Source organism: Asanoa siamensis (assembly GCF_016862555.1).
GTDB classification, from domain to species: domain Bacteria; phylum Actinomycetota; class Actinomycetes; order Mycobacteriales; family Micromonosporaceae; genus Asanoa; species Asanoa siamensis.
On record NZ_BONE01000003.1, the window covers coordinates 169,417 to 194,803 of the forward strand.

The window sequence follows — 25,387 nt, forward strand, 5'->3', positions numbered from 1 at the left end:
GGTCTGGCGTTGTTCGCCCAAGCCGGCGTACGCCAAGCGCAGCACTCGCATTGCCAGCGGCACGCGCGCACGGCGCATCTGGGCCGCGCCGCAGCACCATCCCGCCCTTCTCGTGCGCTCGAGCGGCGACCACGTTAGAAGGGTGCAGCGCGGTCTCCGCTCGGCCGAGGCGTCGTGCCCGACGGGCCACTGTCCGGCTCGTCCCGGCGCGGTTCGACGTGTGGGGCGCGGTGGGCACGACGACGAGTCCTAGGCCGCGACGATCGATGAGCGATGGATCGATCCGGGATGGGCTTCGCTTCGTCTCGTCCGGTCATGACCCGTTAGGCCGGCAAGGCTGCGGCGGGATGCCGAACCTTCGGGATTACCTTGGGGCTCCAGATTGGCCGACGCTCGATGCTCGCGTGCGAGGTTGATCCTTGAGCGCATCGGCGAATGCATCGCTGGCGGAACGGGGGTCTGGTTCGTGCCTGTGCCGTGCCGGGGCGAATCTCGTGGATGTTGCGCTGGCGGCTGTCGTGGTCGTTTCCGTGGTCGACGGGGCCGTCTTGACAGTGATTCCCGACCGGTGGCTAGGCCGGATGTTCAAACTGCCCATGTGCTACGACCCGGTAGGGGTCGCTGCGCGACCTCGGCAATGGCACCGTCTCCGCAGCGTCTGTCGCCGGGCCCGGTGCTCGTGACGACCGAGCTCGCGAGGGCCGAGTCTTGTCACCGGGCGCCTAACGCGTCGGGGTCCCGAGGCTCCTGGCGGAGGGCCTCGGCAGCAGGGGCGCGCCGTGCATCCCGGGGGATGCCGTGTCCAGGGCGCTGCGGACGAGTCCCTGGCGACGGGCAAGAGTCGCGTCTTGACCGGAGCCGACGCCTGGCGATGGCCAGGCTTCCAGGGTTATGGCCCGAGCTCGGCGAGGAGTCCCTGGTTTGCGGGCTCGGCCGGTGCCGAAAGAGGCGCCGGACCGCGCGGAGGACGCTTGGCGCTTCGGATCGGCACAGACGGGCTTGGCTATTGGCCGGCCGAAGCCACGGCCGGCGCAGCGGCCCGTTGGGCTGTACGCGGCGGAGAGGACGGGCTCGCGTGTCGGTTGGCATTCGAATTCGTAGTGTCGAGTTACGCCCTCAATTTGGGTGTGGCAGATGGAGCGGGGGCAGCCAGGTGCCGGGCGTCCGTCGACGTCGCGATGCCGCGGGATTGCCGGACCTCAGACTCGCGCTTGACCCCGACTCGGCACAGGCCCGACGCACGGCTCCAGGCACACTTGACCCGGACTTGGCGAAGGCCGGGATACCGGGCTCTCAGATTTGCCGGCGGCCCGGCGCGCTGGATTCGCTCGACTTGCGAGGCGCCCTGACTTGGCGGCGAGACGGACTGAGCGACGACCCAGTGATTGCCGCACCGGACGTTCGTCGAGGGCGGCATTCGAATACGGCCGCAGCTTCGCCCGTCGGGCTGAGCCGGCTCGGCCTGCGGAGCGTTGCGCGCGAACCTCGTCTTGCGGGAGGCGAGCAGGAAGACATCCCTTCGCCGAACCGATGTTTCACGTGAAACGACAATGCCGGTCGGCTCCCTGACCCGTGGCTGTGCGCGCCCGAGGCCCCTTCGCCTCTGCACCGCACATCCACGCCAGAGCCGCCGCGCTCGTCTCCGCGGACAACAGCCCTCGCCACCCAACCGTACGAGCGGGCCTCGAACACTGCCGCCCGAAACCCGGGGGCCTACCCAGGCCGTTCCACGACGAGGGCGGCGAGCCTAAGTACGGCACTGGCCGTTTGAGGTTGCCACTGAAGCGCTTTGATTGCGCGAGGCCGTCCGACCGTCTCCGCCACTCCAACCGCTGCGGTTCGCACCCAGGCGTCGCCGACTCGAAGCCAGCGTGCTCGTCCAGCTCCCCGCAGAGCCGATCTGACTCGCCGGGCATTCGCCGGCATGCCAAGACCCACAACTTCCGGGTGCGCATGCGCACCCGCGCCGGCCGCGCGATCCTCTCCCCCCCCGAGCATGCGTCGGCGCCAGTGGCGCCGCAGTCGCTGGGCTGAACCTCCCGCCTCGCTATCGAGCCGGCTTCGAAGCCGATGTTTCACGTGAAACGAAGACGCCCTGACGACACGCCCAGTTTGCCAACAGCCCAGCACAAGCGCTCGGGCTGTGCGGGGACAGCTGCAGAAGCAGCCCTTGCCCAGGTAACAAGAGCAACGCGTTCAGAGCACACGAGCTCTTGCCAGAACGTCCGGTCTTCGCTCGACGCACGCTCCGATCGCCGCCAGCGCAGAGGCGACGCCTGAACCTGAAAGTGGTGGCGACGCCTTGGTGTAGCTATACGCCAATGCAGCCGTGTGGTTCGACGAGGTCGCCGAACATAGCGGGCTGGCGGCGCCCAACCGCAGGCGTCGGCCGTCATCCCGGCTGCACCGGGCCACGCATGCCCGAAGCGCCAAGGCTCAAAGCGGCCCGGGATGGGGCTGTTTCACGGGGAACCAACGGATCACCCGTTTCGACCCGGTCTCGTAGTTCCACGACCGCCGTCGACGCTGGATCGACGAGGCTGCGGCCAATTGCCGAGCGGTCTACTCGAAGTTCGACCGCCAGGACTGCGCTGCTGTCGCTGTCTCGACGACCTGGCACCTTCGCCGCAGGCCGCTTCGGGCCGCTGGGCGGGGGATGAACGAAGCCGGCTACGACCGACGCGGGCACCGACCGTACCGACGCGCACCGGCGATGACCATGTACTTGCGAGGTCTCGCTTAGGCCGCCTTTCTGGGATCGCCGCGAGGGGCGGCACCGGTTAAGACGCCACGGCGGTCGCCGGTCAACCCGAGGACTGAGGACCAGGCGCTCTCGATGAGAGCCTTGGCACGGGAGCCCGCTGTGCGATGACATGACCAAGCATCCCGCCGTCCGAGACCGGCGCTTCGCGGAACCAGATTCTCCGCCGGGCGCGGTGATCCCGAATAGCGTGGGCCAACACGGCTCCGCGAGCGACCGTGCCGCATTGCCGTTGCCCTTGTCGCAGCAACTCTCGCCTTCACAGAGGTCAGGCACGACCCGCCGCCACCGCAGGCCGGGGGATGGGGGGTTTCACGGGAAACGTGAGACCGCACCGACACCGAACACCCTCGAGCACTCCGGCACCGAGACGTACCTCATTGCCCGGTGAAACGGATCGACCAACGGCCACCGCCTCAAGCACCCGCACCGCGCCGACCACCCTCGCTACAGCCACTCCCGCCATCAGAGAAGCCGAGCACCACCCACCAGCACGGCGGAGGGTTTCACGGGAAACGTGAGTCCACAACGACACCGAACGACCTTGAAGGCAATGGCACGAGCACTGAGCATCTGCCGCTGGCTGCACACCGCCCGCGGCGGCCATCCGGCTCGTCCGGGCGGGCGTGTTCTAGGGCTGGCTTCGCCCGTCATCCCAGCACGGACCGGAGCCGTCATCACGGCCTCGGCCTCGCCGTCGGTCGACAGACACGCGGCCGCGGCACGCGACGACCAACGGTTCACCACCTCAAGCGCACCGACCACGTCGCCCGGCCTTTGCCACGGCGACCGTCGCCGAAGAGAACCCACGACCGTCCACCACCGCAGCAGCCCGAGGCACACCGCCACCCGCGAGCTGGTCCACACTGTCCCGGGAGGTCCGCCGCCGCCGACGACGTTTCACGGGAAACCAAAGAGCGCACCAGGCCCGAGGGCCCGGTGCGCTCCCGAGAAAGCTGAGAACCTACGGCTTCACCGGCTGCGTAGAACCCGCAACGACCACAGGAGCCGGACCACCCTCCGACGCCGGCGCCTTGATCACAGCGACCCCAGCCCCCGACCCCGCCTCCCGAGCACCAGCACCCGGCGCCTCAGGACGCTCGCCGCCCGCCGACTTCCCGCCACCCGCGGGGCTCTCGACCGGCGCCACCCCGACCGCGACCGGAGCAGCTACCCCGACCGCCACCTCCGCATCGCCCGCGCCCGAGCTATCAGCCGCCGCCCCGTCAGAATCCGGCACCCCCTCCGGTGCCTCGGCGATAGCCACCGACAGCGGCTCCGCCCCCACCTCGGCCGCCGCGCTCACTGCGGCCGGCGTCGACTGCGGTGTCAGGCTCGACGGCGCCTGCCACTGGATGTGCGGCGGCTCCGCGAGCGGCGTGCCGCCGAACTCCGCGAGCCACGCCGCCACCAACGCCAGGTTCTCCCGCCACACCGACTCGGCGATCGGCGGCAGGATGTCGTCCCACAGCGACAGGAACGTGCCGCGGAGCTGAAGCTGCCCGTACGGCCGCGCCAGGAACCACATGTGCAGGTGTGCCGAGCTGTCACCCCACCGGTTGACGTGCACCCGGGCCACCCCGTCAAGGGAGCGGACAGCGCGCTCGAGCCGGACCGTCATCACGCCGAGTTCGGCGGCCAGGAGGTTGGGCAGGTCGCCCAGATCCAAGTGCGACCGGGCCTCGAGGATGAGCACCATCGGCAGGCCCGTCGGGCGTTCCATCGCGCGGACGCGCCACCGTTCGCTCACCCAGATGTACGCGTCGTCCGGGGTGTTGCAGGCAACGCAGTCGGCCGCGTCCTCGCCCTTTCGCCGGGGTTCGGCGTCGACGGGGTCGGCGAGCTTCTTGACGCGCAGATCGCCCTCGAACGGGAACGAAGGCCACTTGGTGTATGCGGGGACCGAGTCGGCGGAGTGAGGCACGAGGGTGACCCTATCGGAGGATGCGGGCCCTCGTCCTTCCCCATTTCGGGCGGTGGAGGGGTCCTCTCCACTTGTTCATCCACAGGCCAATAACGCCTCCGACACGGGATTTTGCTCTTTTGAAGGGGTGCCTGTGGACAACGCCTGTGTAAAACTTCGAGCCCCCGGTGGATCCGCGTTTCACGTGAAACGGCCGCGAACCCGAGAGGGGTTCGCGGCCGTCGACGACAAACGGGCTCACTCCGCGGGCGGCTCCCCGTCCATCCCGATGATCCCCACGATCCGCTCCAGGTCGTCGACCGTCGCGAACTCGATTGAGATCTTGCCCTTGTTCCGGCCGAGCTCCACCTTGACCCGCGTGTCGAAGCGGTCCGACAGCCGGTCAGCCAGATCCGTGAGCGCCGGCGCCACCGCCTTGACCCGCCGCTTCGCCGGAGTCTGCTTCGCCGGACCGTCAGCCAGCGCGAGCGTCACCAACTCCTCGGTCGCCCGTACCGACAGACCCTCCGCCACGACCCGGTGTGCGAGCTCCTCCTGCGTCTGGGCGTCGTCCAGACCGAGCAGCGCACGCGCGTGCCCCGCCGACAACACACCAGCCGCGACCCGACGCTGTACGACCGCCGGCAGGTTGAGCAGCCGGATCGTGTTCGAGATCTGCGGCCGACTCCGCCCGATCCGCCGGGCCAGCTCCTCATGGGTGGCGCCGAACTCGTCGAGCAGCTGCTGGTACGCGGCCGCCTCTTCCAACGGGTTCAGATTGGCCCGGTGGATGTTCTCCAGGAGAGCGTCGCGCAGCATCGCATCGTCGCGCGTGTCACGGACGATCGCCGGGATGGTCGAACGCCCGACCGCCTGAGCCGCCCGCCAACGCCGCTCGCCCATGACGAGCTCATAGCGCCCGGGCTCCTCGGTCTCGCGTACCACGATCGGCTGCAGGAAGCCGACCTCCTGGATCGAGACCTTCAGCTCGTCGAGCGCCTCGTCGTCGAAAACCGACCGCGGCTGCCGCGCGTTGGGGACGATCGCGTCGACGGGCAACTCCGCGAAACGCGCGCCAGGAACCGGCGCCAGGTCCGGACCCGGATCACTCACCGGGGCCGGCGCGACCTCCGCGGCGGGCTCGGGCGCCACCTCCGCGGGTACGGGCGGAGGCGGCGGCGCAGGCGCCTCGGCCGGGGGAGCGGACACCTGCGCGGGCGCCGGCGGAGCACTGGCGACGGGCGGCGCCTCGACCTCGGTCTCGTCCGGCGGCGGAGCGACCGCCACAGACGACGCCGGTGCCGGAGCAGTGGGGATCAACGCCCCCAGCCCGCGCCCGAGACCGCCCCTAGGACGGTTCTTCATGCCTTGCCTCCCTTGACGCCACGCTCAGCGATCTCCTGGGCCGCCTCGAAGTAGCTGGTGGCGCCACGCGACCCTGGATCGTAGGTCATGACCGACTGGCCATAGCTAGGCGCCTCGGAGACCCGCACGTTGCGGGGAATGACCGCGCGCAGCACCTTGTCGCCGAAGTGGTTGCGCACGTCCTGCTCCACGGCATCGGCCAAGCGGGTACGGCGGTCGTACATGGTCAGCAAGATCGTGGAGACGTCGAGCGTCGGGTTGAGGTGCTGGCGTACCAGATTGATGTTGTTGATCAGCTGGTTGAGCCCTTCCAGCGCGTAGTACTCGCACTGGATCGGGATCAGCACCTCCTGCGCGGCGACGAGCGCGTTGACCGTCAGCAGACCGAGCGACGGCGGGCAGTCGATGAAGACGTAGTCGAAGGTGGCCGGGTGCGCGGCGATGGCCCGGGACAGGCGGGACTCACGCGCGACGACGGAGACGAGTTCGATCTCCGCACCAGCAAGATCAATCGTTGCGGGTACGCACCACAGGTTCGGGATGCCCTCGACGGCCTGGGCGACGTCGGAGAGGGGCACGTTGTCGATCAGGCAGTCGTACACGTCCGGAATGCCGGCGTGATGGGGCACGTTCAGGCCGGTCGACGCGTTGCCCTGCGGGTCGAGGTCGACCACCAGGACGCGGTTGCCGTGCAGGGCCAGCGCGACGGCCAGGTTGACGGTCGTGGTGGTCTTGCCCACGCCGCCCTTCTGGTTAGCGACGCACATGATCCGGGTGTGGTCCGGACGCGGCATGGTGATGTCGCCGCTCGGATTCAGGATCTGCACGGCGCGTAGGGCCTCCATGGCCAACGGCGGGTCGTCCTCGTCACGTGTAGGGGTTTCACGTGAAACGTACGCGTCGGTCACCGCTTCCTCCGGGATCGCCTCGGGCGCCACGGTGGGCGTGGCAGGCCGAGGTGGTGCGGGCCGGGGCGGGGCGACGTCGACCCGATCCGAGCCGGGGGCTGGTTGCGGGCGTGGGGACGGAGCCGGGGGGCGCTCGGCCACATCGGGCCGACCCGGATATGCGACGCCGCCAGCGCTCTCCGGGCTAGAGAATGGTACGGCGAGGGGTACGCGGGGCGCTGTCCCGGGCTCGGCGGATGCGGTGTCTACCGACTCGGACTGTCCACTCGCGACTCGCGGATGAGGCAGTCCGGAGTCAGGCGCCGGCACCCGCTTACCGACCGCCCAACCATCGGGCCCGGTTTCACGTGAAACATGAGGCGCAGTCGCGCCGGGGTCGAGGTTGCCGTTGTCATGCACGGTGTCGTCCCTGTCCGCTCGGGGTGTATCGGCTTCGCCGCTCGAGGTGATCGCATCCGGCGGCGACATCGCTCCGGCCGGCCTAGCCGATGCAGTCCGCTTCTGGTCGGCCGGCGCAGGGGAGAGGCTTTCCGCCTCGCGTTCCGCACTATTGCCGCGCGGCCAGCCTACGGCCGAACTCCGTTCAAGGCCACGGCTGTTCGGCTCGTCGGTGCTTTCGATACCCGAGTTTGGAGGGACAAACACCAGGAAGCCGTCAACGAGCCGCAGGTAGCCACCCCGCCGCGGCGTCGCCACCGGCGGCCAGCCGGTACCCCCAACCGGAACCCGACGGGAACCCGACACGGCCCCGCGGCGGTTGCCGGCCTTCGTACCCTCGTCCGCGACCCCATCGTCGGCGCTCTGCGTGGGTCGGGGCGCCTTGTTGCTGGGTCGCGGCGGCCGGACGCCAGCCTCGCCAGGACCCTCATTACCGCCCTTTTGCCGCATGTCAGGCGAACCCGACCGGCCACCGCGCTGTTGTCCCGGCGCTGACCGCGCCACACCGGGCCGGCGCGCCAGCTTCTCCTCTTGCTGACCGTCGTCAGTCCGTTCCACGTAGTTAGCCGCCTTACGACCGGCCCCGCCCGATGTGTGCCGACGGTCGGACCCGCCCGGCTCACCGCCCCGCATAACCGAACCAGACACCGCAGAACCTCGACTCGAATCGCGCGACCCTCTGCCCTTACTTGATCCACCCAGCTCACCCACGGCGGGCGCCGCGCCCTCCGCGGCACCTGCCCGCCGCTGCCGCGTTGCGCCCCGACCGCCATCCGCCCTGGCTTGCCGGCTCTGGTCCGGCGCCGGGACCGCCCCTTCGCCCTGCTGCGGACCGGATCTGTCCCTACCGGCCTTGGTCGCGCTGGCCTTGGTCGCCCTACTGGCCTTGGTCGCCCTGTCGCTGGAACGAGACGTCGCCCGCGCATCGACATTGGGCACCAGGTCAGTTGCATCGCGGTCAGGCTGCCCGCCAGGAGGGGAGCCTGCCGCAGGACGTCGGGTGGTCGGGGTCGCGCCCGCACGCCGCGGGGAGCGCTCAACTCCGCTCGTGCCGGGTACCGCGCCGTCCGCCGCAACCGCGCCAAGGGGCGTGCCAACTCCCCTCGCGCGGGGTGCTCCGCCGTCCGCGGCGATCGCTCCGCGCGGGGTGCCAACTCCGGTCGCGCGGCGTGCCGCACCGTCCGCCGCAACCGCGCCACCCGGCGTACCAGCAGCCCTCGCACGGGCTGCCGCGCCATCGGCCACAACCGCGCCGCGCGGGGCGCCGACTCCGCCGGCACGGCGTGCCGCACCGTCCGCGGCAGCCCCACCGGTTCGGGTGCCAACGGCAGCGGGCGCATCCGAGTCCGCGGGCCCGATCGCGTGGCGAGACGGCCGCTTTTGCGGCTTGTCGGTCACCAGCAACTGGTCGGCGTGATCCTGCTCCGGGGACCCGGACGTCGACCCCTCGACGTCTGCCGCGAAGCTGCGTCCCCGTCGACCACTGGTCCCGCGCTGGACCGGGGGAGCGTCGCCGCCTTGAGCGGTTGTGGGCGCCGGACGGGTTGCCGGCGCCGACGTGCCCTTCGTTTTCCCGCGCGCCGCCTGCTTGGCTACGCCCGCGGGCTCGACAACCTGACTCACCGCGGCCGCAGAACCGCGCCGCCGCCGGCCACCAAGCGCAGGCTCCACGGGGGCAGCGTCGTGCCTTCGAGCCGCGGCCCGTGCCTGGCGAGAGGAAGCCTTCAATGCCGAGTCAGGCGTCAGCGGCAACGGCGCGGACTTGCTCGCAGGCGCCGCCGTCCCGACGACCTGGTCGGTGCCGCGCCGCCGCCGGCCACCAGGCGCGGGCTCCACCGGCGCAGTGTCGTCTGCTCGAGCCACGGCCCGCACCGGCCGCGAAGAAGCCTCCGGCGCCGAGTCAGCCGCCACCCTCGACAGCCGCGACTTGCCCGCAGGCGCCGCCGTCCCGACGACCTGGTCGGTGCCGCGCCGCCGCCGCGGGCCAGATGGAGGGTCGACCGGAACAACATCACCGGCCTTAGTGGTTACCGACGCCCGCCGCGCAGGGGCTTCCGGCACAAGCGTGGCGCTCGCTTTCAATGGCGCGGCCTTGCTCGCCGAGCCCGCCGCGTCAACGACTCGAGCCGCCGCCGCAGCAGACGCGGCACCACGAGGCTTACGCGCCGACCGAGGCGGCGATTCTGGAGAAGCCTCAGCGGTTGACCGCCGCGCTTTGGTCACCCCAGCCGCCTTGTCGACGGCAAGACCCACATCGGCAGCGTCATTCACCGCTTTGCGCCGCTGCCGACCACGACCTGCCTGCTGGGCGGGGGAACTGCCTGCGGCGTGATCCGGGCCTACCGCCGCGGATGCCGTTCGTCGGGTCCGCTCATCTGCCCCCGGGGCTCGTTTGCGCACCGTCGGCGCTTCGGCGGATCCACGCTCAGCCCCAACAGAAGCCTCCGCCGGGGCATGGCCGGCAACGGCCCCCCCGCGGCCACCGGCTGCTTGCCTACCCGACGCCGACGCGGACGACCCGTCGGCCCGCGACCGGACACTCGAGGACGAAGAGGAACCCACCGCGGTGCCTGGGCGCTTTCGCGGCTTCGGTGCGGACGAGGACGCCTCAACGGTCACGGCGTGCTGTCCCGACTTCGAGCCCGACGAGTCAGGCGAACCCGACGCACGGCGTCCGCGTTGCGCACCCGACGAACCGGACGCCGCGGCGTCCGGCGGGTCGGAACGACGCCCTCGCACCGGGGCCGCGTCAGGCGGCGGGGAAGAGGAATCGAAACCTGACGCTGGTCCCCGCCGACCCATCTAACCCCTCCGCGTTCTCCCTCGACCTCGACCTCGGCTCGCGGTCCGAGGTTGTGCCGGCTCGACCACGCGTTCCCGGATGATTTCCACGACCGTCGTCGGTGGGTCGACCAGGCCGACCCCGCATTGCCGTACGACCGCCGTGGCACCACCCAGTCGACCGATCGCGGTCTGGTGTTCCGCGATCTCGTCGGACGCCGACGCGCCCTTGAGGGCGAGCAGCCGTCCGCCGGGTGCGGTGAGGGGGAGACACCAGCCGGCGAGCCGGTCGAGCGGCGCGACCGCCCGAGCGGTGACCACGTCGGCCGGGGCAAGCTCGCCCCGGACCTCCTCAGCCCGGCCACGGACGACCGAAACCGCGTCGTCGAGGCCGAGTTGGGTCACCACTTCCGCCAGGAAGGCGGTCCGTCGTGCCAGTGGTTCGACCAGGACCACGGAGAGGTCCGGCCGCGCCACCGAAAGCACGATACCGGGCAAACCCGCCCCAGACCCCACGTCAATCACCGAAGCGCCGTACGGGATCAATTCGGTCATCGTCGCGCAGTTGAGCAGGTGGCGGTCCCAGATCCGCGGTGCCTCGCGCGGGCCGATCAAGCCGCGCACGACGCCGTCGGTCGCCAGCAGCTCGGCGTACGCGACGGCCAGCGGCAGGCGGTCGCCGAAAAGATCAACGGCCACCGGCGGGGGCGGCGGCAACTCGTCAGTCACAGGCAAGAACACTCCAGACATGGAACGGCCCGGGCGAGTGACCGCCCGGGCCGGAACCGCCGCGCACGAGGGCGCGGTGAAAGACATCAGGGAGCCGGGCGTACGACGATCCGGCGGTGCGGCTCGACGCCCTCGGACTCGCTCTCCACGCCGGCGAGGGCGTTGACGACATCGTGTACGCACTTGCGCTCGAACGCCGACATCGGCTCCAGGCGCACGGACTCGCCGTACTCCTTGACCTTCTCGACCGCGTTCTTGGCCACCGCGGCGAGCTCCTTGCGGCGGTTGGCCCGGTAGCCACCCACGTCGAGCAGCAGCCGGCTCGGCGAGCCGGTCTCCCGGAACACCGCGAGCCGGGTCAGCTCCTGCAGCGCCTCCAGCGTGGCGCCGCGCTGGCCGACCAGCGGCTGCAGCCGCCCGCCGACGACCTCGACCATCGGCCGCCCACCGGAGACGAGCTCGTCGATGTCGCCGTCGTAGTCCAGGATGTCGAGCAGGCCCTCGACGTAGTCCGCGGCGATCTCGCTCTGTCGGAACAGGTCGCTGTCGCTGGTCTCCTTCGCCTCGGCACCCTCGGCCTTCTCGGAGCCCTCCTCGGCCGAGTCGGCCTCATCCGCCTCATCCGCGTCTTCGGCCAGCTCAGCGGCCTCGTCCGCACGCGCAGCAGCCTCGTCCTTCTCCTCGTCGAACGGCTCTTCGGTGCGGGGGATGCTGGTGTCGGTCACGGTGTCATCTCCGTATGTCTCTCGCCGGACCGTGAGGTCCGCTGGTCAGCCCGCCCGGGTGAGCAGGTCACCGGGCCGGGCACGTCTGTGGTCGCAGGAGGCGCGGCCGGCGGAGGAGACGCCGGCCGCCGCGCTCATTTGCGTTTCGCCGGGCGGCGGCCGCCGGCCTTCTTCGGGTTGACCGGTTTCGCGCCGGGCTTGGGCGCCAGCGCCTTCCCGTCGACCGCGGGTTTCGCCGCGTCCGGCTGCTTGCCGTTGGCCTTGCCGCCGGCCGCCTTGCCACCAGCAGCCACCGCCTTGCCACCAGCCGCGCCCTTGCCGACCGCCTTGGGGGCGGCGCCGGGCTGCGGAGCGGCGGCGGACCGGGCCGCCTCGGTGATGCGGCTGAGGAAGCCACCTGACGACTTCTGCTGCGCCTGTGCCTCGCGCGCGGCCTGGGCCGCCCGAGCCTTCTCGCCGGCTTCCGAGTAGCGGTTGACCGTGTTGGCCGTGCTCACCGCCGGCGGCGGGAACTTCCGCAACACCCATTGCTGCTGGCCGAGGGTGAAGAGGTTGTTCGTGACCCAGTAGATGATCACACCGATCGGGAAGATCGCACCGGAGATCAGCAGCGACGCCGGGATGCCGTAGAGCATGATCCGCTGAAGCATCCGCTGCTGCGGGTCCTCGGCCCAACCGGTCTTCAGGATCATCTGGCGGCTGGTCAGGTAGGTCGTCGTGATCATGATGACGACCAGGATGGCCGCGATTATCTTGACGGTGATGACGCTCGCGTCGAGCGGGGCGAGCTCCGCGGCGCTCGAACCGAACCGGCCGGAGATCGGGGCCGTGAACAGGGTCGCGTGGGACGCGCTGTCGAACTGCGCGGCGGTCCAGCCGTACAGCTCCTTCGCCTGGTTGTTCGGGTTGAGGCGTTTGAGCACGTGGAACAGGCCGAGGAAGACCGGAATCTGCAGGAACATGGGCAGACAGCCCATGAGCGGGTTGGCCTTCTCCGTCCGGTACAGCTCCATGATCTCTTTCTGGAGCGTTTCCCGGTCACCCTTGTGTTTCTCCTGCAGCTCCTTGACCTTGGGTTGCAGGGCCTGCATCGCACGTTGCGACTTGATCTGTTTGACGAAGATCGGGAAGAGGATGACCCGGACCGTGACGACGAGGAAGAAGATCGCCAGGATCCAGGACCAGGTGGTGCCCAACACCGGCCGATCGGGCACGCCGATGGCGTCCCACACCCCGTGCCAGCGCAGCAGGATCCACGAAATCGCGTAGTAGATCCAGTCGAGACTGATGTGCACCAAGGGCTCCCGTCACTCGGCCAGGGGTTCCGCCGTGCCGGCGGGGCGACGACGACGCGGTTCCGGCACCGGGTCGTAGCCACCGGGGTGGAAGGGGTGGCAGCGCAGCAGCCGCCAGACCGTCAGACCGGTTCCGCGGATCGCACCATGCCGCGACACGGCCTCGAGGCCGTACGCGCTGCACGACGGATAGAACCGACAACGGGCCGGCAGTGCCGGGCTTATCCAACGACGGTACGCGATGATGCAAAAAGCCAGTACGCGGGCGGGGAGGCTGGGTTTCCCGGGTGTCGTGTTGCTGATGGTTTCCTGAGAACTCATCACGCCCCCCGACCCTTGCGACGGACACTCGCGGCGGCTATCGCTCGATCAAGATCCATACCGAGCCGCTCGTACGACCGTTCGGCGGCGCGTGGCGTCGCGCGCACCACCAGCGTCGACCCGGCCGGCAACGCGTCGAGCCGGGCCCGGGCCAGGTGTCGCAACCGGCGCTTGACCCGGTTGCGGACGACGGCGCCGCCGACCTTCTTGGACACGACGAAGCCGGCGCGCGCCGGTGGTGTGGCGGATGCCGCACCAGGGGCGGACGCCGGCTGGTCGAGGTCATGCGGGGACGAAAGCGTCAGGTGGACGACCACCCCGCCGCGGCCTTCGGTGCGGCCGTTGCGAACGGCGGCGGTGAACTCGTCGCGGCGCCGTAGGCGTTGCGCGGCGGCCAGCATCGCTGCCCTACTTCCATCCCGGTGCCGGACTGAGGTCAGGCCGACAGCTCCTTGCGACCCTTCGCCCGGCGGGCGGAGAGGATCGCGCGGCCGGCGCGGGTGCGCATGCGCAGCCGGAAGCCGTGGGTCTTGGCACGCCGGCGGTTGTTCGGCTGGAAGGTGCGCTTGCTCACGTCAGGCTCTCCGTCGTCGGGCGGTCCCGCACAGGCAGGGCCGGGTCTTTGGTTCGAAACAGGCGCGCCGCACGAGGGGTGCCTCGGCGCGTCGGCCGGCGTGCTCGTCACGCGTGGGGCGCCGCACGGGGCACCTACGCAGCAAGCATTCGCCACCCTACCAGAGGGCGACGGAGCGGCCGCTCAAGCCTACGCACGCCGACCTTGAGCGTCAAACACCGGCAAACGGCGCGTCGTCGCAGGCCGCGGCCGGTACGGCGCACCCGGAACCTGCCCCCTTTTGCGTATACCGAGAAGGCAGTTCTCTGTACAACGGTTGTAGGGGTGTGGACAACGCTGTTAGCGTGCCGGGTTGCCGGTCGGCGATCTGGGGGGCTCACGGCTGCCATACGGGGCAAAACCGGGCGAGGTGGTCAATCGTTCGGCACGGTGTAGCCATGCCGATGCCGAAACGGCTGAGTCCGGGCTCGACGGTTCGTATGGGACAGGCGCCACGATCGGCCAGCACACAGGCTGTGGATAACTTGTGGACAAGCGGTCAGGCCAGCCGCCCGTACGCGGGGGACTGTGCCCAGGCGCGGCGGGTCTGAGCAGGCCCGTCGCGGCCGAGCACATGGAGCGAGGGGGGTGGCGACAGGGTGTCCGAGACGATCGATCTCGCCGGGGTCTGGCTGGCGGCGACCGATGAACTGGCTGACGAGATCGTCTCCGCCCAGCAGCGCGCCTACCTCCGGCTGACCCGGCTCCGCGCCATCGTCGAGGACACCGCACTGCTCTCGGTGCCCGACGCCTTCACCCGCGACGTCATCGAGTCCCGGCTGCGCCCGGCGATCACCGAGGCCCTCTCGCGCCGGCTCGGCCGCGCGATCCAGGTCGCGGTGACCGTCCGCCCGCCCGAAGACGGCCAGCCCCGGCCGACCGGCTTCACCATCGCCCCGCCCGAGGAAGGCGGTGGCTACGCCGCCAACTCCTTCCCACCCCACCAGCGCAGCACGCCGCCGGACACCGCGGGCGGGTCCGGGGGTGGCGAACCACACCAGCAGGCAAGCGCGCCGCCGGCCCAGTCCGCGCCCCCGGTGCCGCCCGCTCCCCGCCAGCCCGGCACGCCACCGCAGCCCACCGCGCGCCCCGCGTCAGCGGCCCAGGCCCAGGCCCAGACCCCGGCCCCGAAGCCCGCGCCGGCCGACCCGCGCCCGACCACCGGCCCGACCAGCCCGAGCAGCGCCCCCGCCAAGTCCGACCCCCTCACCGCCCTCAACGCGCCGACCGCGCTGCACAGCGTCATCCAGCCCAAGCCCAACCCCCCGCTGGACCCGACGCCGACCAGCCCCGCCGCGCCCGGCCCGTCCCCCCGCCCCGCGGGCACCGGCGCCGTCGGCACGGCCCGCCCGCCGGTCCCCGCCGCGAACCCGACACCGCGCGACGCCGAGCGCGACCGGCAGGACGCGCTGTTCAGCAGCCCGTACGCACCGCCGCCGGCGCCGACCCCGCCGCAGGCCGTCCCCGGCTACTCGACGGGCGGCACGACCTACGGCACCCCGTACCAGCCGCGGGAGGAAGCGCGACCGCCCGCCCAGCCGGACCGGCGCGACAACCGCTACGACGAGCCCCCGACGCAGCCGATGCGGCGCGAGGGCGGCGACTCCGGGCCCGGCCGCTCCGGCGACCCCCGCCGCGACGACCGGCGCCCGGGCACAGAGGCGAGTGCCAACCGGCTCAACCCGAAGTACATGTTCGAGACGTTCGTCATCGGCTCGTCCAACCGGTTCGCGCACGCCGCGTCGGTCGCGGTGGCCGAGTCGCCGGCCAAGGCGTACAACCCGCTGTTCATCTATGGCAGTTCCGGGCTCGGCAAGACGCACCTGCTGCACGCGATCGGCCACTACGCCACGACGCTGGGCAACGCGCGGTCGGTGCGCTACGTCTCGACCGAAGAGTTCACCAACGACTTCATCAACTCGCTGCGCGACGACAAGACCAGCGCGTTCCAGCGCCGCTACCGCGACGTCGACATCCTGCTGATCGACGACATCCAGTTCCTGGAGAACCGCGAGCGTACGCAGGAAGAGTTCTTCCACACCTTCAATACGTTGCACAACGCCAACAAGCAGATCGTCATCACCTCGGACCGGTCGCCGAAGCAGCTGGCCACATTGGAGGATCGGCTGCGCACCCGGTTCGAGTGGGGGCTGCTGGCCGACATCCAGCCGCCGGACCTCGAGACGCGGATCGCGATCCTGCAGAAGAAGGCGGCGCAGGAACGGTTGTACGCGCCGCCGGACGTCCTCGAGTTCATCGCCTCCCGGATCGCCAACTCGATCCGCGAGCTCGAGGGCGCGCTCATCCGGGTGACCGCGTTCGCCTCGCTGACCCGCTCGCCGGTCGAGCTCGCGATCGCCGAAGAGGTGCTCCGCGACTTCATCCCGGACGGCTCCGGCCCCGAGATCACCGCCGACCAGATCATGGTGTCGACCGCGGACTACTTCGGCGTCTCGCTCGAGGACCTGCGCGGCCACTCCCGCTCGCGGGTGCTCGTCAACGCCCGCCAGGTGGCCATGTATCTCTGTCGCGAGCTGACCGACCTCTCGCTGCCCCGGATCGGGCAGGCGTTCGGCGGCCGCGACCACACCACGGTCATGCACGCCGACCGGAAGATCCGCCAGCAGATGGCGGAGCGGCGCTCGCTCTACAACCAGATCGCCGAGCTGACGAACCGGATCAAGCAGACCTCCTGATCTCAACCGGTTGGTTCAGGCACACCGCCTGAGACCACTCAGTTCTCCACAACCTCGGCACGTTTTCCACAGCCCGGCATCGATCCACAGGGTGCCGGGCTTTTCCACGTCTTCTCCACAGGTTCACCAACAGCTGTGTCCACACATGGAAAAACCGTCGCTGCCCGCGTTTCCAGTATTGTCCGGATTAGGTTGTTTACTAGGATTAGTCTGGATCAGTCTGCGTCCCCAGGTTTCTTCACAGGTAAGGAGCGGTTATCCGCAGAACACACAGGTGACTCGCGTCTATCCACAGTTCCCACATCGAATCCACAGCCGCTGTCCACCGTCGTGGACGGCGTCGCGGTCGTGCCCGTCGATATCCACACAGGCTGTGGACGAAGGCTGGGGACAGTGCTGTGGACGCGGGCTCCTGCATCCACAGCGGTGGACACCGTGTGCGGAGCGTGTTGAAGGTTCTGGGGAAACTCAGAAGATGATCTCCAAGGGGTGTGGAGAAACCGTGGGTAAACCCGGTGGACAACCGGTGGACAACTCGGCGTCGCTGTGTGCGGACGATCGCCTGTGGATCGGCGGCCGAGTTACACGCAGGTTCCTCCACATGTTCGCCACCGGTGGATAACGTGTCTGACCAGCCAAAACGGCGACGATCCACAGTTTGCACAGCACCGATGAAGACGACTACTTATCTCTTTAGAGAGAAGAAAACCAATCATCACGTCTGGGGATTTGTGCATGGCGCTCGAACCGTCTCGGAAAACACCGGGGTCGGGCGCACGTCGAGGCAGGGCGCGTCTTAAGGTTCGGTGGGGCACTACGTATCGGACCCGACCCGGAGGCATCGCATGAAGTTCCGCGTGGAGCGCGACGCGCTCGCCGACGCCGTGGCGTGGACGGCGAAGAGCCTGCCCAGCCGGCCGTCGGTGCCGGTCCTCGCGGGCGTCATGCTGCGCGTGTCCGACGGCAGCCTCGAGGTCTCCGGTTTCGACTACGAGGTCTCCAGCCAGGTGACCGTCGAGATCCAGGGTGACGCCGACGGCGCCGCACTGGTCTCCGGCCGGCTGCTCGCCGAGATCACCAAGGCCCTGCCCGGCAAGCCGGTCGACATCGCGGCCGTCGGCGCCCACCTCGAGCTCGTCTGCGGCAGCGCCCGGTTCACCCTGCCGACCATGCCCGTCGAGGACTACCCGAGCCTGCCGGCGATGCCCGCCAGCGCCGGCACGATCGACGCCGCCGCCTTCGCGACGGCGGTCGCCCAGGTCGCCATCGCCGCGGGCCGCGACGAGACGCTGCCGATGATGACCGGTGTCCGCGTCGAGCTGTCCGGCAGCAACATCGCCCTGCTCGCCACCGACCGCTACCGGCTGGCCATGCGCGAGCTGGAGTGGCGCCCCGAGGACCCGGAGATCAGCCTCAACGCGCTGGTGCCGGCCCGCACGCTCAACGACACGGCCAAGACCCTCGGCCCGCTCGGTGGCGACGTCACGATGGCCCTGGCGCACGGCGGCGCCGGCGAGGGCATGATCGGCTTCTCCGCCGGCACCCGCCGCACCACCAGCCGCCTGCTCGACGGCGCCAACTACCCCCCGGTGCGCTCGCTCTTCCCCGCCAGCCACAACGCCGAGGCCCGCGTCTCGGTGCCCGCGCTGGTCGAGGTCGTCCGCCGCGTCGCCCTCGTCGCCGAGCGGACCACCCCGGTGCTGCTCAGCTTCGGCCCCGACGGCCTGGTCGTCGAGGCGGGCGGCAGCGAGGAGGCCCGGGCCAGCGAGGCGATGGAGGCCACGTTCAGCGGCGAGCCGCTGACCATCGGCTTCAACCCGCAGTACCTGATCGACGGGCTGCAGAACCTTCTCGCGCCGACGGCCGTCCTCTCCTTCGTCGACGCCTTCAAGCCCGCAGTGATCTCGCCCGCCGCTGACGACGGCGAGATCGTCTCCGGATACCGCTACCTGATCATGCCGATCCGGGTTACCCGCTGACCCGCGGGTAACGCAGGGAGCACAAAGGCACGTCACCACGGGAGGGGAACCCGCTATGCAGCTGGGGCTCATCGGCCTGGGCCGGATGGGCGGCAACATGCGCGAACGTCTGCGCGCCGCCGGTCACGAGGTCGTCGGATTCGACCACAACCTAGAGATCTCCGACGCCAAGAGTTTGTCGGAGCTGGCCGCCAAGCTGACCGCTCCCCGTGCGGTCTGGGTGATGGTCCCGGCCGGAGTCACCGACAGCACGATCGACGAGCTGGCCGAGGTCCTGGGCGACGGTGACATCATCATCGACGGCGGCAACTCGCGGTTCAGCTCTGACGCCCCGCGCGCGGAGCGGCTGCACGCGAAGGGCCTCGGCTACGTCGACGTCGGTGTCTCGGGCGGTGTCTGGGGCCGGGAGTACGGCTACGCGCTGATGGCCGGCGGCTCGGAGGAGCACATCGGCCGGCTCATGCCGATCTTCGAGGCGCTCAAGCCCGCCGGCGAGTTCGGCTTCGTGCACGCCGGCCCGGTCGGTGCCGGTCACTACGCCAAGATGGTCCACAACGGCATCGAATACGGTCTGATGCACGCGTACGCCGAGGGCTACGAGCTGTTGGGCGCCTCCGAGATGGTGACCAACGTGCCCGGCGTGATCAAGTCGTGGCGCGAGGGCACCGTGATCAAGTCGTGGCTGCTCGACCTGCTCGACCGCGCGCTCGAGGAGGACCCGGGCCTCGACGCGATCAAGGGGTACGCCGACGACACCGGCGAGGGCCGCTGGACGGTCGAGGAGGCGATCCGGCTCGCCGTGCCGATGCACGTCATCGCCGCGTCGCTGTTCGCCCGCTTCGAGTCCCGCGAGGACGACTCCCCGGCGATGAAGGCGGTGGCCGCCCTGCGCAACCAGTTCGGTGGGCACCCCGTCAAAAAGAGCTGATCCGTGTACGTCCAGCGGCTCGAGCTGGTCGACTTCCGCTCCTACGAGCGGGTGGCGATCGACCTCTCCGCTGGGACGAGCGTGCTGGTCGGCCCCAACGGGGTCGGTAAGACCAACCTGCTCGAGGCGCTGGGTTACGTGGCGACCCTGGACAGTCACCGGGTCGCCACGGACGCCCCACTCGTCCGCGCCGGCGCCGCGGCGGCGGTGGTCCGCTGCCTGGTCGTCCACGATGGACGCGAGCTGCAGGTCGAGCTCGAGATCGTGCCGGGCAAGGCCAACCGGGCGCGGCTGGGCCGGTCCCCGGTCCGGCGCGCCCGCGACGTGCTGGGCGCGCTGCGGATGGTGCTGTTCGCACCGGAGGACCTGGAACTCGTCCGCGGCGATCCGGCCGAACGCCGGCGCTATCTCGACGACCTGCTGGTGGCCCGGCAACCGCGGTACGCGGGCGTGCGCGCCGACTACGACCGGGTCGTCAAGCAACGCAACGCGCTGCTCCGCACGTCCTACCTGGCCCGCAAGACCGGCGGCACCCGCGGCGGCGATCTGTCCACACTGGATGTGTGGGACGCGCACCTCGCCCGGCACGGCGCCGAGCTGCTGGCGGGGCGGCTGGAGCTGACGACGGCGCTGGGCCCGTTCGTGGCCAAGGCCTACGACGCGGTCGCGGCCGGCCGCGGCGCGGCGGGCATCGCCTACCGCGCGGGGGTCGACGTCTCGACACCGGACCGCGCACACCTGGAGTCGGCGCTGTTGGAGGCCCTGGCGGCCAGCCGTTCGTCCGAAGTGGAACGCGGGGTGACCCTGACGGGCCCGCACCGCGACGACCTCGTGCTGACGCTCGGCGAGCTGCCGGCGAAGGGCTACGCGAGCCACGGCGAGTCCTGGTCGTACGCTCTGGCCCTGCGCCTGGCCTCCTACGATTTGCTACGCGCCGACGGCATCGAGCCGGTGCTGGCCCTGGACGACGTCTTCGCCGAGCTGGACGCGGGCCGCCGGGAACGGCTGGCCGAGCTGGTCGGCGGCGCGAGCCAGCTGCTGGTGACCTGCGCGGTCGCCGAGGACGTGCCGGCGGCCCTGGGCGGGGCCCGCTTCGACGTCGCCGAAGGGACGGTCCGCCGTGCCGACTGAGAAACCCACCAGCGGGGCGCCCGACTCCCGGCCCGAACGGCCCGGCAACGCCGGGACCGACCGGGCCGCCGAGAGTGGGGCGCCCGGCCCCGGGCCTATGCGATCCGGCAGTGCCGGGACCAGCCGGCCCGGCCGCGCCCCGCAAGGGGCGGCGGATCCGGGACCCGAGCGGTCCGGCAACGCCGGGACCGGTCGGGGCGGACGCACCGCCGGCGGAAGCCGTGGTTCGGGGTCGCGTGGGTCCGGCGCGTCCGAGTCCGGCGGTGGGCCGCCGGCTTCCGGCCCGTCGAACCAGCCGGACGGGTCGCCGGCCGTGACCGATGGCGCGGCCAATGCGGGGCTGGCTGGGCCGGAACTGGCGCGGGCCGCCCTGGACGCCGCGCTGGCCAAGCGGAACACGGCCGCACCCCGGCGCCGGCCGGCGGTCGGTGGTGGCGGCGGCCAGCGGCGGTTGCGGGGCTACTCGGGCCCCGGCCCGGACCCGCGCGACCCCCAACTGTTGGGTGCCGTCATGGAGCGGCTGGTCAAGGCCCGCGGCTGGCAGAAGCCGGCCGCCGAGGCGACGGTCTTCGGCGCGTGGGAGAAGGTCGTCGGCCCGGACATCGCGGCGCACTGTCGTCCGATCAAGCTGGCCGACGGCGAGCTGACCGTCGAGGCCGAGTCGACGGCCTGGGCCACCCAACTCCGGCTGCTGGCCGCGAACCTGCTCAAGCGGATCGCCGGCGAGGTCGGCCACAACGTGGTCAAGAAGCTGCACATCCACGGCCCGGCCGCGCCGTCCTGGTCCCGCGGTCCCCGCCGCGTCCAGGGCCGCGGCCCGCGCGACACCTACGGCTGATCCACCCGAGCCCAACGGTCGCCGCGCCGTTGTCGACCCAGAGCTGCGGCCACGCCGCGTTCCCGGCCGCCCGCCCCCTCTGGCTTGCGTCCGCGGAATTGTCTGTGGCCGATCCCTGTCACGGCTGGGGCTGCCGCGCTGTTTCACCCACCCGCGCCAAGGTTCACGCCCCGCGCTGCGTGCGCCCACCCGCCCGGACGCCTGCGGTCGCGACGATGTTCGCGGCTATCGAGCGGCACGACCCCGCACCAAGCCAGGGCGGCCGAAGCCGACCGCGGCGAACCAGGACCGACCGACAGAGCAGCGGCGACTAGCCCGAGGGCGATGGTCACGACGGGTGTTCGTAGCTGATCCGCGTCCATGGCCGTGGTTCCGGCCCGGTGCCCACCCGACCCAGGCGGGACGAGTAATTCCCAGCACGGATCTTGGCAAACCGTTGCTGCCCTGCCAGCAACCGTTTACCAAGATCCGTCGCGGCGGCTGTTCGATGACCCGGCGGACCGGTGCGTGACGCGGCCGCGCCCCGCGGTCGAACCCCCTGATCGGCTGCGATCACGAACTCAGATTCAGACTCACTGGTTTGGGGGCCTTCTCGAAGTAGGGGGCCGGAGCGAGGCGACGCCCGAGTCCGGCGCAGCCCGGTCAGCCACGTCGAGACAGGGCCGGGGCCCCGTCATCCGGTTGCCGTCCGCGTCGGGTTTTGGTGTGGGTGTGTGCCGCGGACCCGACAGGGCAGAGGCCGCTTCGCGTGCTTCTGCCCGGTGCGTGCGGAAGCGCGCGGTGCGCACCATCATGGACGTGCGCAAACCGCCATTGACCGTTGATCAGCTCTTGGTCGTCGAGTGGTCGTCGATCGCCAGGTCGCTCTCAGTAGTCCGCGTATACGGCGAAGCCGCGGTCCGCGCACCGGCGGTAGAAGCGCGACAACACCAGGAGCTCGCTGCGCGCGAAGCTCCACTGTGGCGCGTCGCCCGACTCGTCGCGCAGCGAGTCGAGGCGCCCGTCGAGCCAGCGCAACTGCTGGTCGGCCAGGCGGCCCCCGGCCAGAGCGGTCCGCAGCACCGCGCCCACCGACTCGAAGGTCACCGACTCGCCGTGCGGCCGATGGCCCTCGACGAACCGCTCCAGGCCCCCCGCGATCCACGCGCAGCCGTCGGGGTCGATCACGGGGTCCTCGTCCTCCGCGGCGGCCTCTGTGGCATAGAGCACACCCTGCAGGCCGAGCAGCAGATCGACGAGTTCGGTGTACGCGGTCGCGCGGACCGTGCCCGTCTTGGCGATGTGGCCCGCCAGCGCGGCGGTCGGCGCGGCGACATCGGGGGCGTCCGCGAGGTCGGCGAAGTCGACGAACTCGGCCGGGGCCACGGGGTCGTAGAAACGACCGGCGCGCGGCCACTGGACGGCGACGTTGTCCAGCCCCATCGGGCCACCCTTTCTCCGCTGAGCAGCTTCCCGACACCGGTGGGTAGGTGCGCGGAGCGTATCCCACGGCCGGGTGCTTGCACCGATCGGACCGCGGGGCAGAAACTACGGCAGACTAGCGGGTTCGCGCGACCCCCGGACGGTCACCATTGCGGTGGCGATCATGGCCCCGATATCCGATTTGCCGGGACCATCGCTCCCGCCGGCCCCACCGGCCACCGAACGCGGTTCACGATCTGCGGGCAAAAGGCGCCGACGGGGGGCTGGCTCGCGTGGAAGGCCCATTCGTGTGGGGGGAGTCGCGGATACCGACGTTCGGGCCGCCAGGAAGCTTCTAGCGCGGTTTTAGGGGTGCGCCGGATGGGTGTTCGGGCCTCCGGCCCGGTAAGATTGGTAGCAGACGAAGGACGACGCGCGGACGACCGCATCGGGTCCTCCCCGGCCCGGGGCCGCCCGCGTGTCATGTCCAGCCGATCGTGACCGCGGGAGGGCGCGGCGAGCGGCGCGCCCACACCCCGGTCGCGCTGCCCGCACAGGGCCGTCCCGCCATACCCGCGCCCCGAGCGTCCACCTGGACGCCGGGCCGGCGCGAGAAAGTGGCCAAGGTGGCAACGCAGAAAAAGCAGGAGTACGGCGCCGAGTCGATCCAGGTGCTCGAGGGCCTCGAGGCGGTCCGCAAGCGCCCCGGCATGTACATCGGGTCGACCGGTGAACGTGGTCTGCATCACCTGGTCTGGGAGGTCGTCGACAACGCGGTCGACGAGGCACTGGCGGGCTACTGCGACACGATCGACGTCGTGCTGCTCGCCGACGGCGGCGTGCGCGTCGTCGACAACGGCCGTGGGTTCCCCGTCGACCTCCACCCGAAGCTGAAGAAGCCGGGTGTCGAGGTCGCGCTGACCGTGCTGCACGCCGGCGGCAAGTTCGACGGCAAAGCCTACGCAGTGTCGGGTGGTCTGCACGGCGTCGGCGTCTCCGTGGTCAACGCCCTGTCCACCCGGATGGAGGTCGTGATCCACAAGTCCGGGAACGTCTACCGGCAGAGCTACGTCAACTCCAAGCCCGGGCCGCTGGAGAAGGGCGAGACCACCAACACGACCGGCTCCTCGGTCTCCTTCTGGCCCGACGCGAAGATCTTCGAGACGACCGAGTTCGCCTTCGAGACGATCTACCGGCGCCTCCAGGAGTACGCGTTCCTCAACCGCGGCCTGACCATCCACTTCCGCGACGAGCGCCCGAACAGCGAAGAGGACGGCAAGGCCCGCGAGGTCACCTTCCTCTACAAGGGCGGCATCGCCGACTTCGTGCGACACCTCAACAACAGCAAGTCGCCGATCCACAAGTCGGTGGTCGAGTTCGGTGGCGAAGAGGAGGGCATGGCGGTCGAGATCGCCATGCAGTGGAACGAGTCGTACGGCGAGTCGGTCTACACGTTCGCCAACACGATCAACACCCACGAGGGCGGCACCCACGAGGAGGGCTTCCGCGCGGCGCTGACCGGCGTGATCAACAAGTACGGCGCCGAGAAGAAGATCCTCAAGGGCGACGAGAAGCTGACCGGTGAGGACATCCGCGAAGGCCTCGCGGCGATCATCTCGGTCAAGCTGGCCAACCCGCAGTTCGAGGGCCAGACGAAGACCAAGCTGGGCAACACCCCGGTCAAGAGCTTCGTGCAGCGCGTCTGCAACGAGTGGCTCAACGACTGGCTGGAGCGCAACCCCAGCGAGGCCAAGACGATCATCACCAAGGCGACCCAGGCCTCCCGGGCCCGGATCGCCGCGCAGCAGGCCCGCAAGCTGGCCCGCCGCAAGTCGCTGCTCGAGTCGGGCTCGATGCCGGGCAAGCTGGCCGACTGCCAGTCGACTGACCCGCGCGAGTCCGAGGTGTTCATCGTCGAGGGCGACTCGGCGGGTGGCTCGGCCAAGCAGGGCCGCGACCCGCGGGTCCAGGCGATCCTGCCGATCCGCGGCAAGATCCTCAACGTGGAGAAGGCCCGGATCGACCGGGTGCTGAAGAACAACGAGGTCCAGGCGCTGATCACGGCGCTGGGCACCGGCATCCACGACGACTTCGACATGGAGAAGCTGCGCTACCACAAGGTCGTGCTGATGGCCGACGCCGACGTCGACGGCCAGCACATCCAGACGCTGCTGCTCACCCTCCTGTTCCGCTTCATGCGGCCGCTGGTCGAGCTCGGCCACGTCTACCTGGCGTCGCCACCGCTCTACAAGATCAAGTGGAACAAGAAGGGCGACGACGCGCAGTACGCGTACTCGGACCGGGAGCGTGACGGGCTGATCCGCCTCCGCCAGGAGAAGAAGCCCAACGCCAAGCCCGACGACATCCAGCGGTTCAAGGGTCTGGGCGAGATGAACTACCCGGAGCTGTGGGAGACCACGATGAACCCGGCGACCCGCACCCTGCGCCAGGTGACGCTCGACGACGCCGCCACTGCCGACGAGTTGTTCAGCGTGCTCATGGGCGAAGATGTCGAGGCCCGGCGCTCGTTCATCCAGCGCAACGCGAAAGACGTGCGCTTCCTGGACATCTGACG

15 protein-coding genes and 3 pseudogenes are annotated in these 25,387 nt (G+C 70.5%); 8 read left to right on the top strand and 10 right to left on the bottom strand.

Going from position 1 to position 25,387, the window contains the following annotated elements:
- Positions 1-1,914: 1,914 nt before the first annotated feature.
- A pseudogene (locus Asi02nite_RS41390) lies at positions 1,915-1,986 on the top strand (50S ribosomal protein L34); the annotation flags it as partial.
- 1,739 nt (positions 1,987-3,725) lie between these two features.
- Here the strand turns inward: Asi02nite_RS41390 and Asi02nite_RS03475 are convergent.
- From Asi02nite_RS03475 to rpmH, 9 genes are all read right to left on the bottom strand, one after another.
- Positions 3,726-4,685, bottom strand: coding sequence for a hypothetical protein (locus Asi02nite_RS03475; RefSeq protein WP_203710639.1), 960 nt, complete (start codon positions 4,683-4,685; stop codon positions 3,726-3,728).
- 237 nt (positions 4,686-4,922) lie between these two features.
- Complete coding sequence (locus Asi02nite_RS03480; RefSeq protein WP_203710640.1) at positions 4,923-6,029, bottom strand: ParB/RepB/Spo0J family partition protein; 1,107 nt, start codon at positions 6,027-6,029, stop codon at positions 4,923-4,925.
- The gene (locus tag Asi02nite_RS03485; protein WP_373312136.1) at positions 6,026-7,336 is read right to left on the bottom strand and encodes a ParA family protein; all 1,311 of its coding nucleotides are present in this window, start codon (positions 7,334-7,336) and stop codon (positions 6,026-6,028) included. The genes Asi02nite_RS03480 and Asi02nite_RS03485 overlap by 4 nt, the downstream gene beginning before the upstream one ends.
- 2,841 nt (positions 7,337-10,177) lie before the next feature.
- Positions 10,178-10,891 (bottom strand): 16S rRNA (guanine(527)-N(7))-methyltransferase RsmG, encoded by a 714-nt coding sequence (gene rsmG, locus Asi02nite_RS03490; protein ID WP_373312128.1) that lies wholly within the window; start codon positions 10,889-10,891, stop codon positions 10,178-10,180.
- An 80-nt stretch (positions 10,892-10,971) separates the two neighbouring features.
- Positions 10,972-11,610, bottom strand: a complete 639-nt coding sequence (locus Asi02nite_RS03495; RefSeq protein ID WP_203710642.1) for a Jag family protein — start codon at positions 11,608-11,610, stop codon at positions 10,972-10,974.
- A 134-nt stretch (positions 11,611-11,744) separates the two neighbouring features.
- On the bottom strand, positions 11,745-12,899 hold the full coding sequence (gene yidC / locus Asi02nite_RS03500) for a membrane protein insertase YidC (RefSeq protein WP_239126448.1): 1,155 nt from the start codon (positions 12,897-12,899) through the stop codon (positions 11,745-11,747).
- An 18-nt stretch (positions 12,900-12,917) separates the two neighbouring features.
- The gene (gene yidD / locus Asi02nite_RS03505) at positions 12,918-13,226 is read right to left on the bottom strand and encodes a membrane protein insertion efficiency factor YidD (RefSeq protein WP_203710643.1); all 309 of its coding nucleotides are present in this window, start codon (positions 13,224-13,226) and stop codon (positions 12,918-12,920) included.
- Positions 13,226-13,627: a ribonuclease P protein component gene (gene rnpA, locus Asi02nite_RS03510; protein ID WP_203710644.1), complete on the bottom strand. Its 402-nt coding sequence runs from the start codon at positions 13,625-13,627 to the stop codon at positions 13,226-13,228. The genes yidD and rnpA overlap by 1 nt, the downstream gene beginning before the upstream one ends.
- Before the next feature lie 35 nt (positions 13,628-13,662).
- Complete coding sequence (rpmH, locus tag Asi02nite_RS03515; RefSeq protein WP_203702036.1) at positions 13,663-13,800, bottom strand: 50S ribosomal protein L34; 138 nt, start codon at positions 13,798-13,800, stop codon at positions 13,663-13,665.
- 638 nt (positions 13,801-14,438) lie between these two features.
- Between rpmH and Asi02nite_RS43055 the strand changes: the two are divergent.
- The 6 genes and pseudogenes from Asi02nite_RS43055 to Asi02nite_RS03540 all read left to right on the top strand — a co-directional run.
- Positions 14,439-14,723 (top strand): annotated as a pseudogene (locus Asi02nite_RS43055) (chromosomal replication initiator protein DnaA); the annotation flags it as partial.
- Positions 14,724-15,119: 396 nt separating this feature from the next.
- Positions 15,120-16,535: pseudogene (dnaA, locus tag Asi02nite_RS03520) on the top strand (chromosomal replication initiator protein DnaA); the annotation flags it as partial.
- Between the two features lie 845 nt (positions 16,536-17,380).
- Entirely contained in the window at positions 17,381-18,514 is a 1,134-nt protein-coding gene (gene dnaN, locus Asi02nite_RS03525) for a DNA polymerase III subunit beta (protein WP_203710646.1), read from the top strand.
- Between the two features lie 55 nt (positions 18,515-18,569).
- Positions 18,570-19,442 carry a phosphogluconate dehydrogenase (NAD(+)-dependent, decarboxylating) gene (gene gnd, locus Asi02nite_RS03530; RefSeq protein WP_203710647.1) on the top strand — a complete coding sequence of 291 codons (873 nt, stop codon included), beginning with the start codon at positions 18,570-18,572 and terminating at the stop codon, positions 19,440-19,442.
- A 3-nt stretch (positions 19,443-19,445) separates the two neighbouring features.
- Positions 19,446-20,573 carry a DNA replication/repair protein RecF gene (gene recF, locus Asi02nite_RS03535; RefSeq protein ID WP_203710648.1) on the top strand — a complete coding sequence of 376 codons (1,128 nt, stop codon included), beginning with the start codon at positions 19,446-19,448 and terminating at the stop codon, positions 20,571-20,573.
- Positions 20,574-20,886: 313 nt separating this feature from the next.
- Complete coding sequence (locus tag Asi02nite_RS03540; protein WP_203710649.1) at positions 20,887-21,411, top strand: DciA family protein; 525 nt, start codon at positions 20,887-20,889, stop codon at positions 21,409-21,411.
- Positions 21,412-22,278: 867 nt separating this feature from the next.
- Here Asi02nite_RS03540 and Asi02nite_RS03545 read toward each other — a convergent pair.
- Positions 22,279-22,833 carry a hypothetical protein gene (locus Asi02nite_RS03545; RefSeq protein ID WP_203710650.1) on the bottom strand — a complete coding sequence of 185 codons (555 nt, stop codon included), beginning with the start codon at positions 22,831-22,833 and terminating at the stop codon, positions 22,279-22,281.
- A gap of 605 nt (positions 22,834-23,438) precedes the next feature.
- Here Asi02nite_RS03545 and gyrB point away from each other — a divergent pair.
- A complete protein-coding gene (gyrB, locus tag Asi02nite_RS03550) occupies positions 23,439-25,385 on the top strand; it encodes a DNA topoisomerase (ATP-hydrolyzing) subunit B (protein WP_203710651.1) in 1,947 nt (648 codons plus the stop codon).
- The last annotated feature ends 2 nt before the right edge of the window (positions 25,386-25,387 follow it).

What these genes read in the sequence shown, in the direction of transcription:
- Asi02nite_RS03480 (WP_203710640.1), bottom strand. Translation starts at nt 6,029, where the DNA reads ATGAAGAACCGTCCTAGGGGCGGTCTCGGGCGCGGGCTGGGGGCGTTG.
- yidD (WP_203710643.1), bottom strand. Translation starts at nt 13,226, where the DNA reads ATGAGTTCTCAGGAAACCATCAGCAACACGACACCCGGGAAACCCAGC.
- rnpA (WP_203710644.1), bottom strand. Translation starts at nt 13,627, where the DNA reads ATGCTGGCCGCCGCGCAACGCCTACGGCGCCGCGACGAGTTCACCGCC.
- dnaN (WP_203710646.1), top strand. Translation starts at nt 17,381, where the DNA reads ATGAAGTTCCGCGTGGAGCGCGACGCGCTCGCCGACGCCGTGGCGTGG.
- gnd (WP_203710647.1), top strand. Translation starts at nt 18,570, where the DNA reads ATGCAGCTGGGGCTCATCGGCCTGGGCCGGATGGGCGGCAACATGCGC.
- Asi02nite_RS03545 (WP_203710650.1), bottom strand. Translation starts at nt 22,833, where the DNA reads ATGGGGCTGGACAACGTCGCCGTCCAGTGGCCGCGCGCCGGTCGTTTC.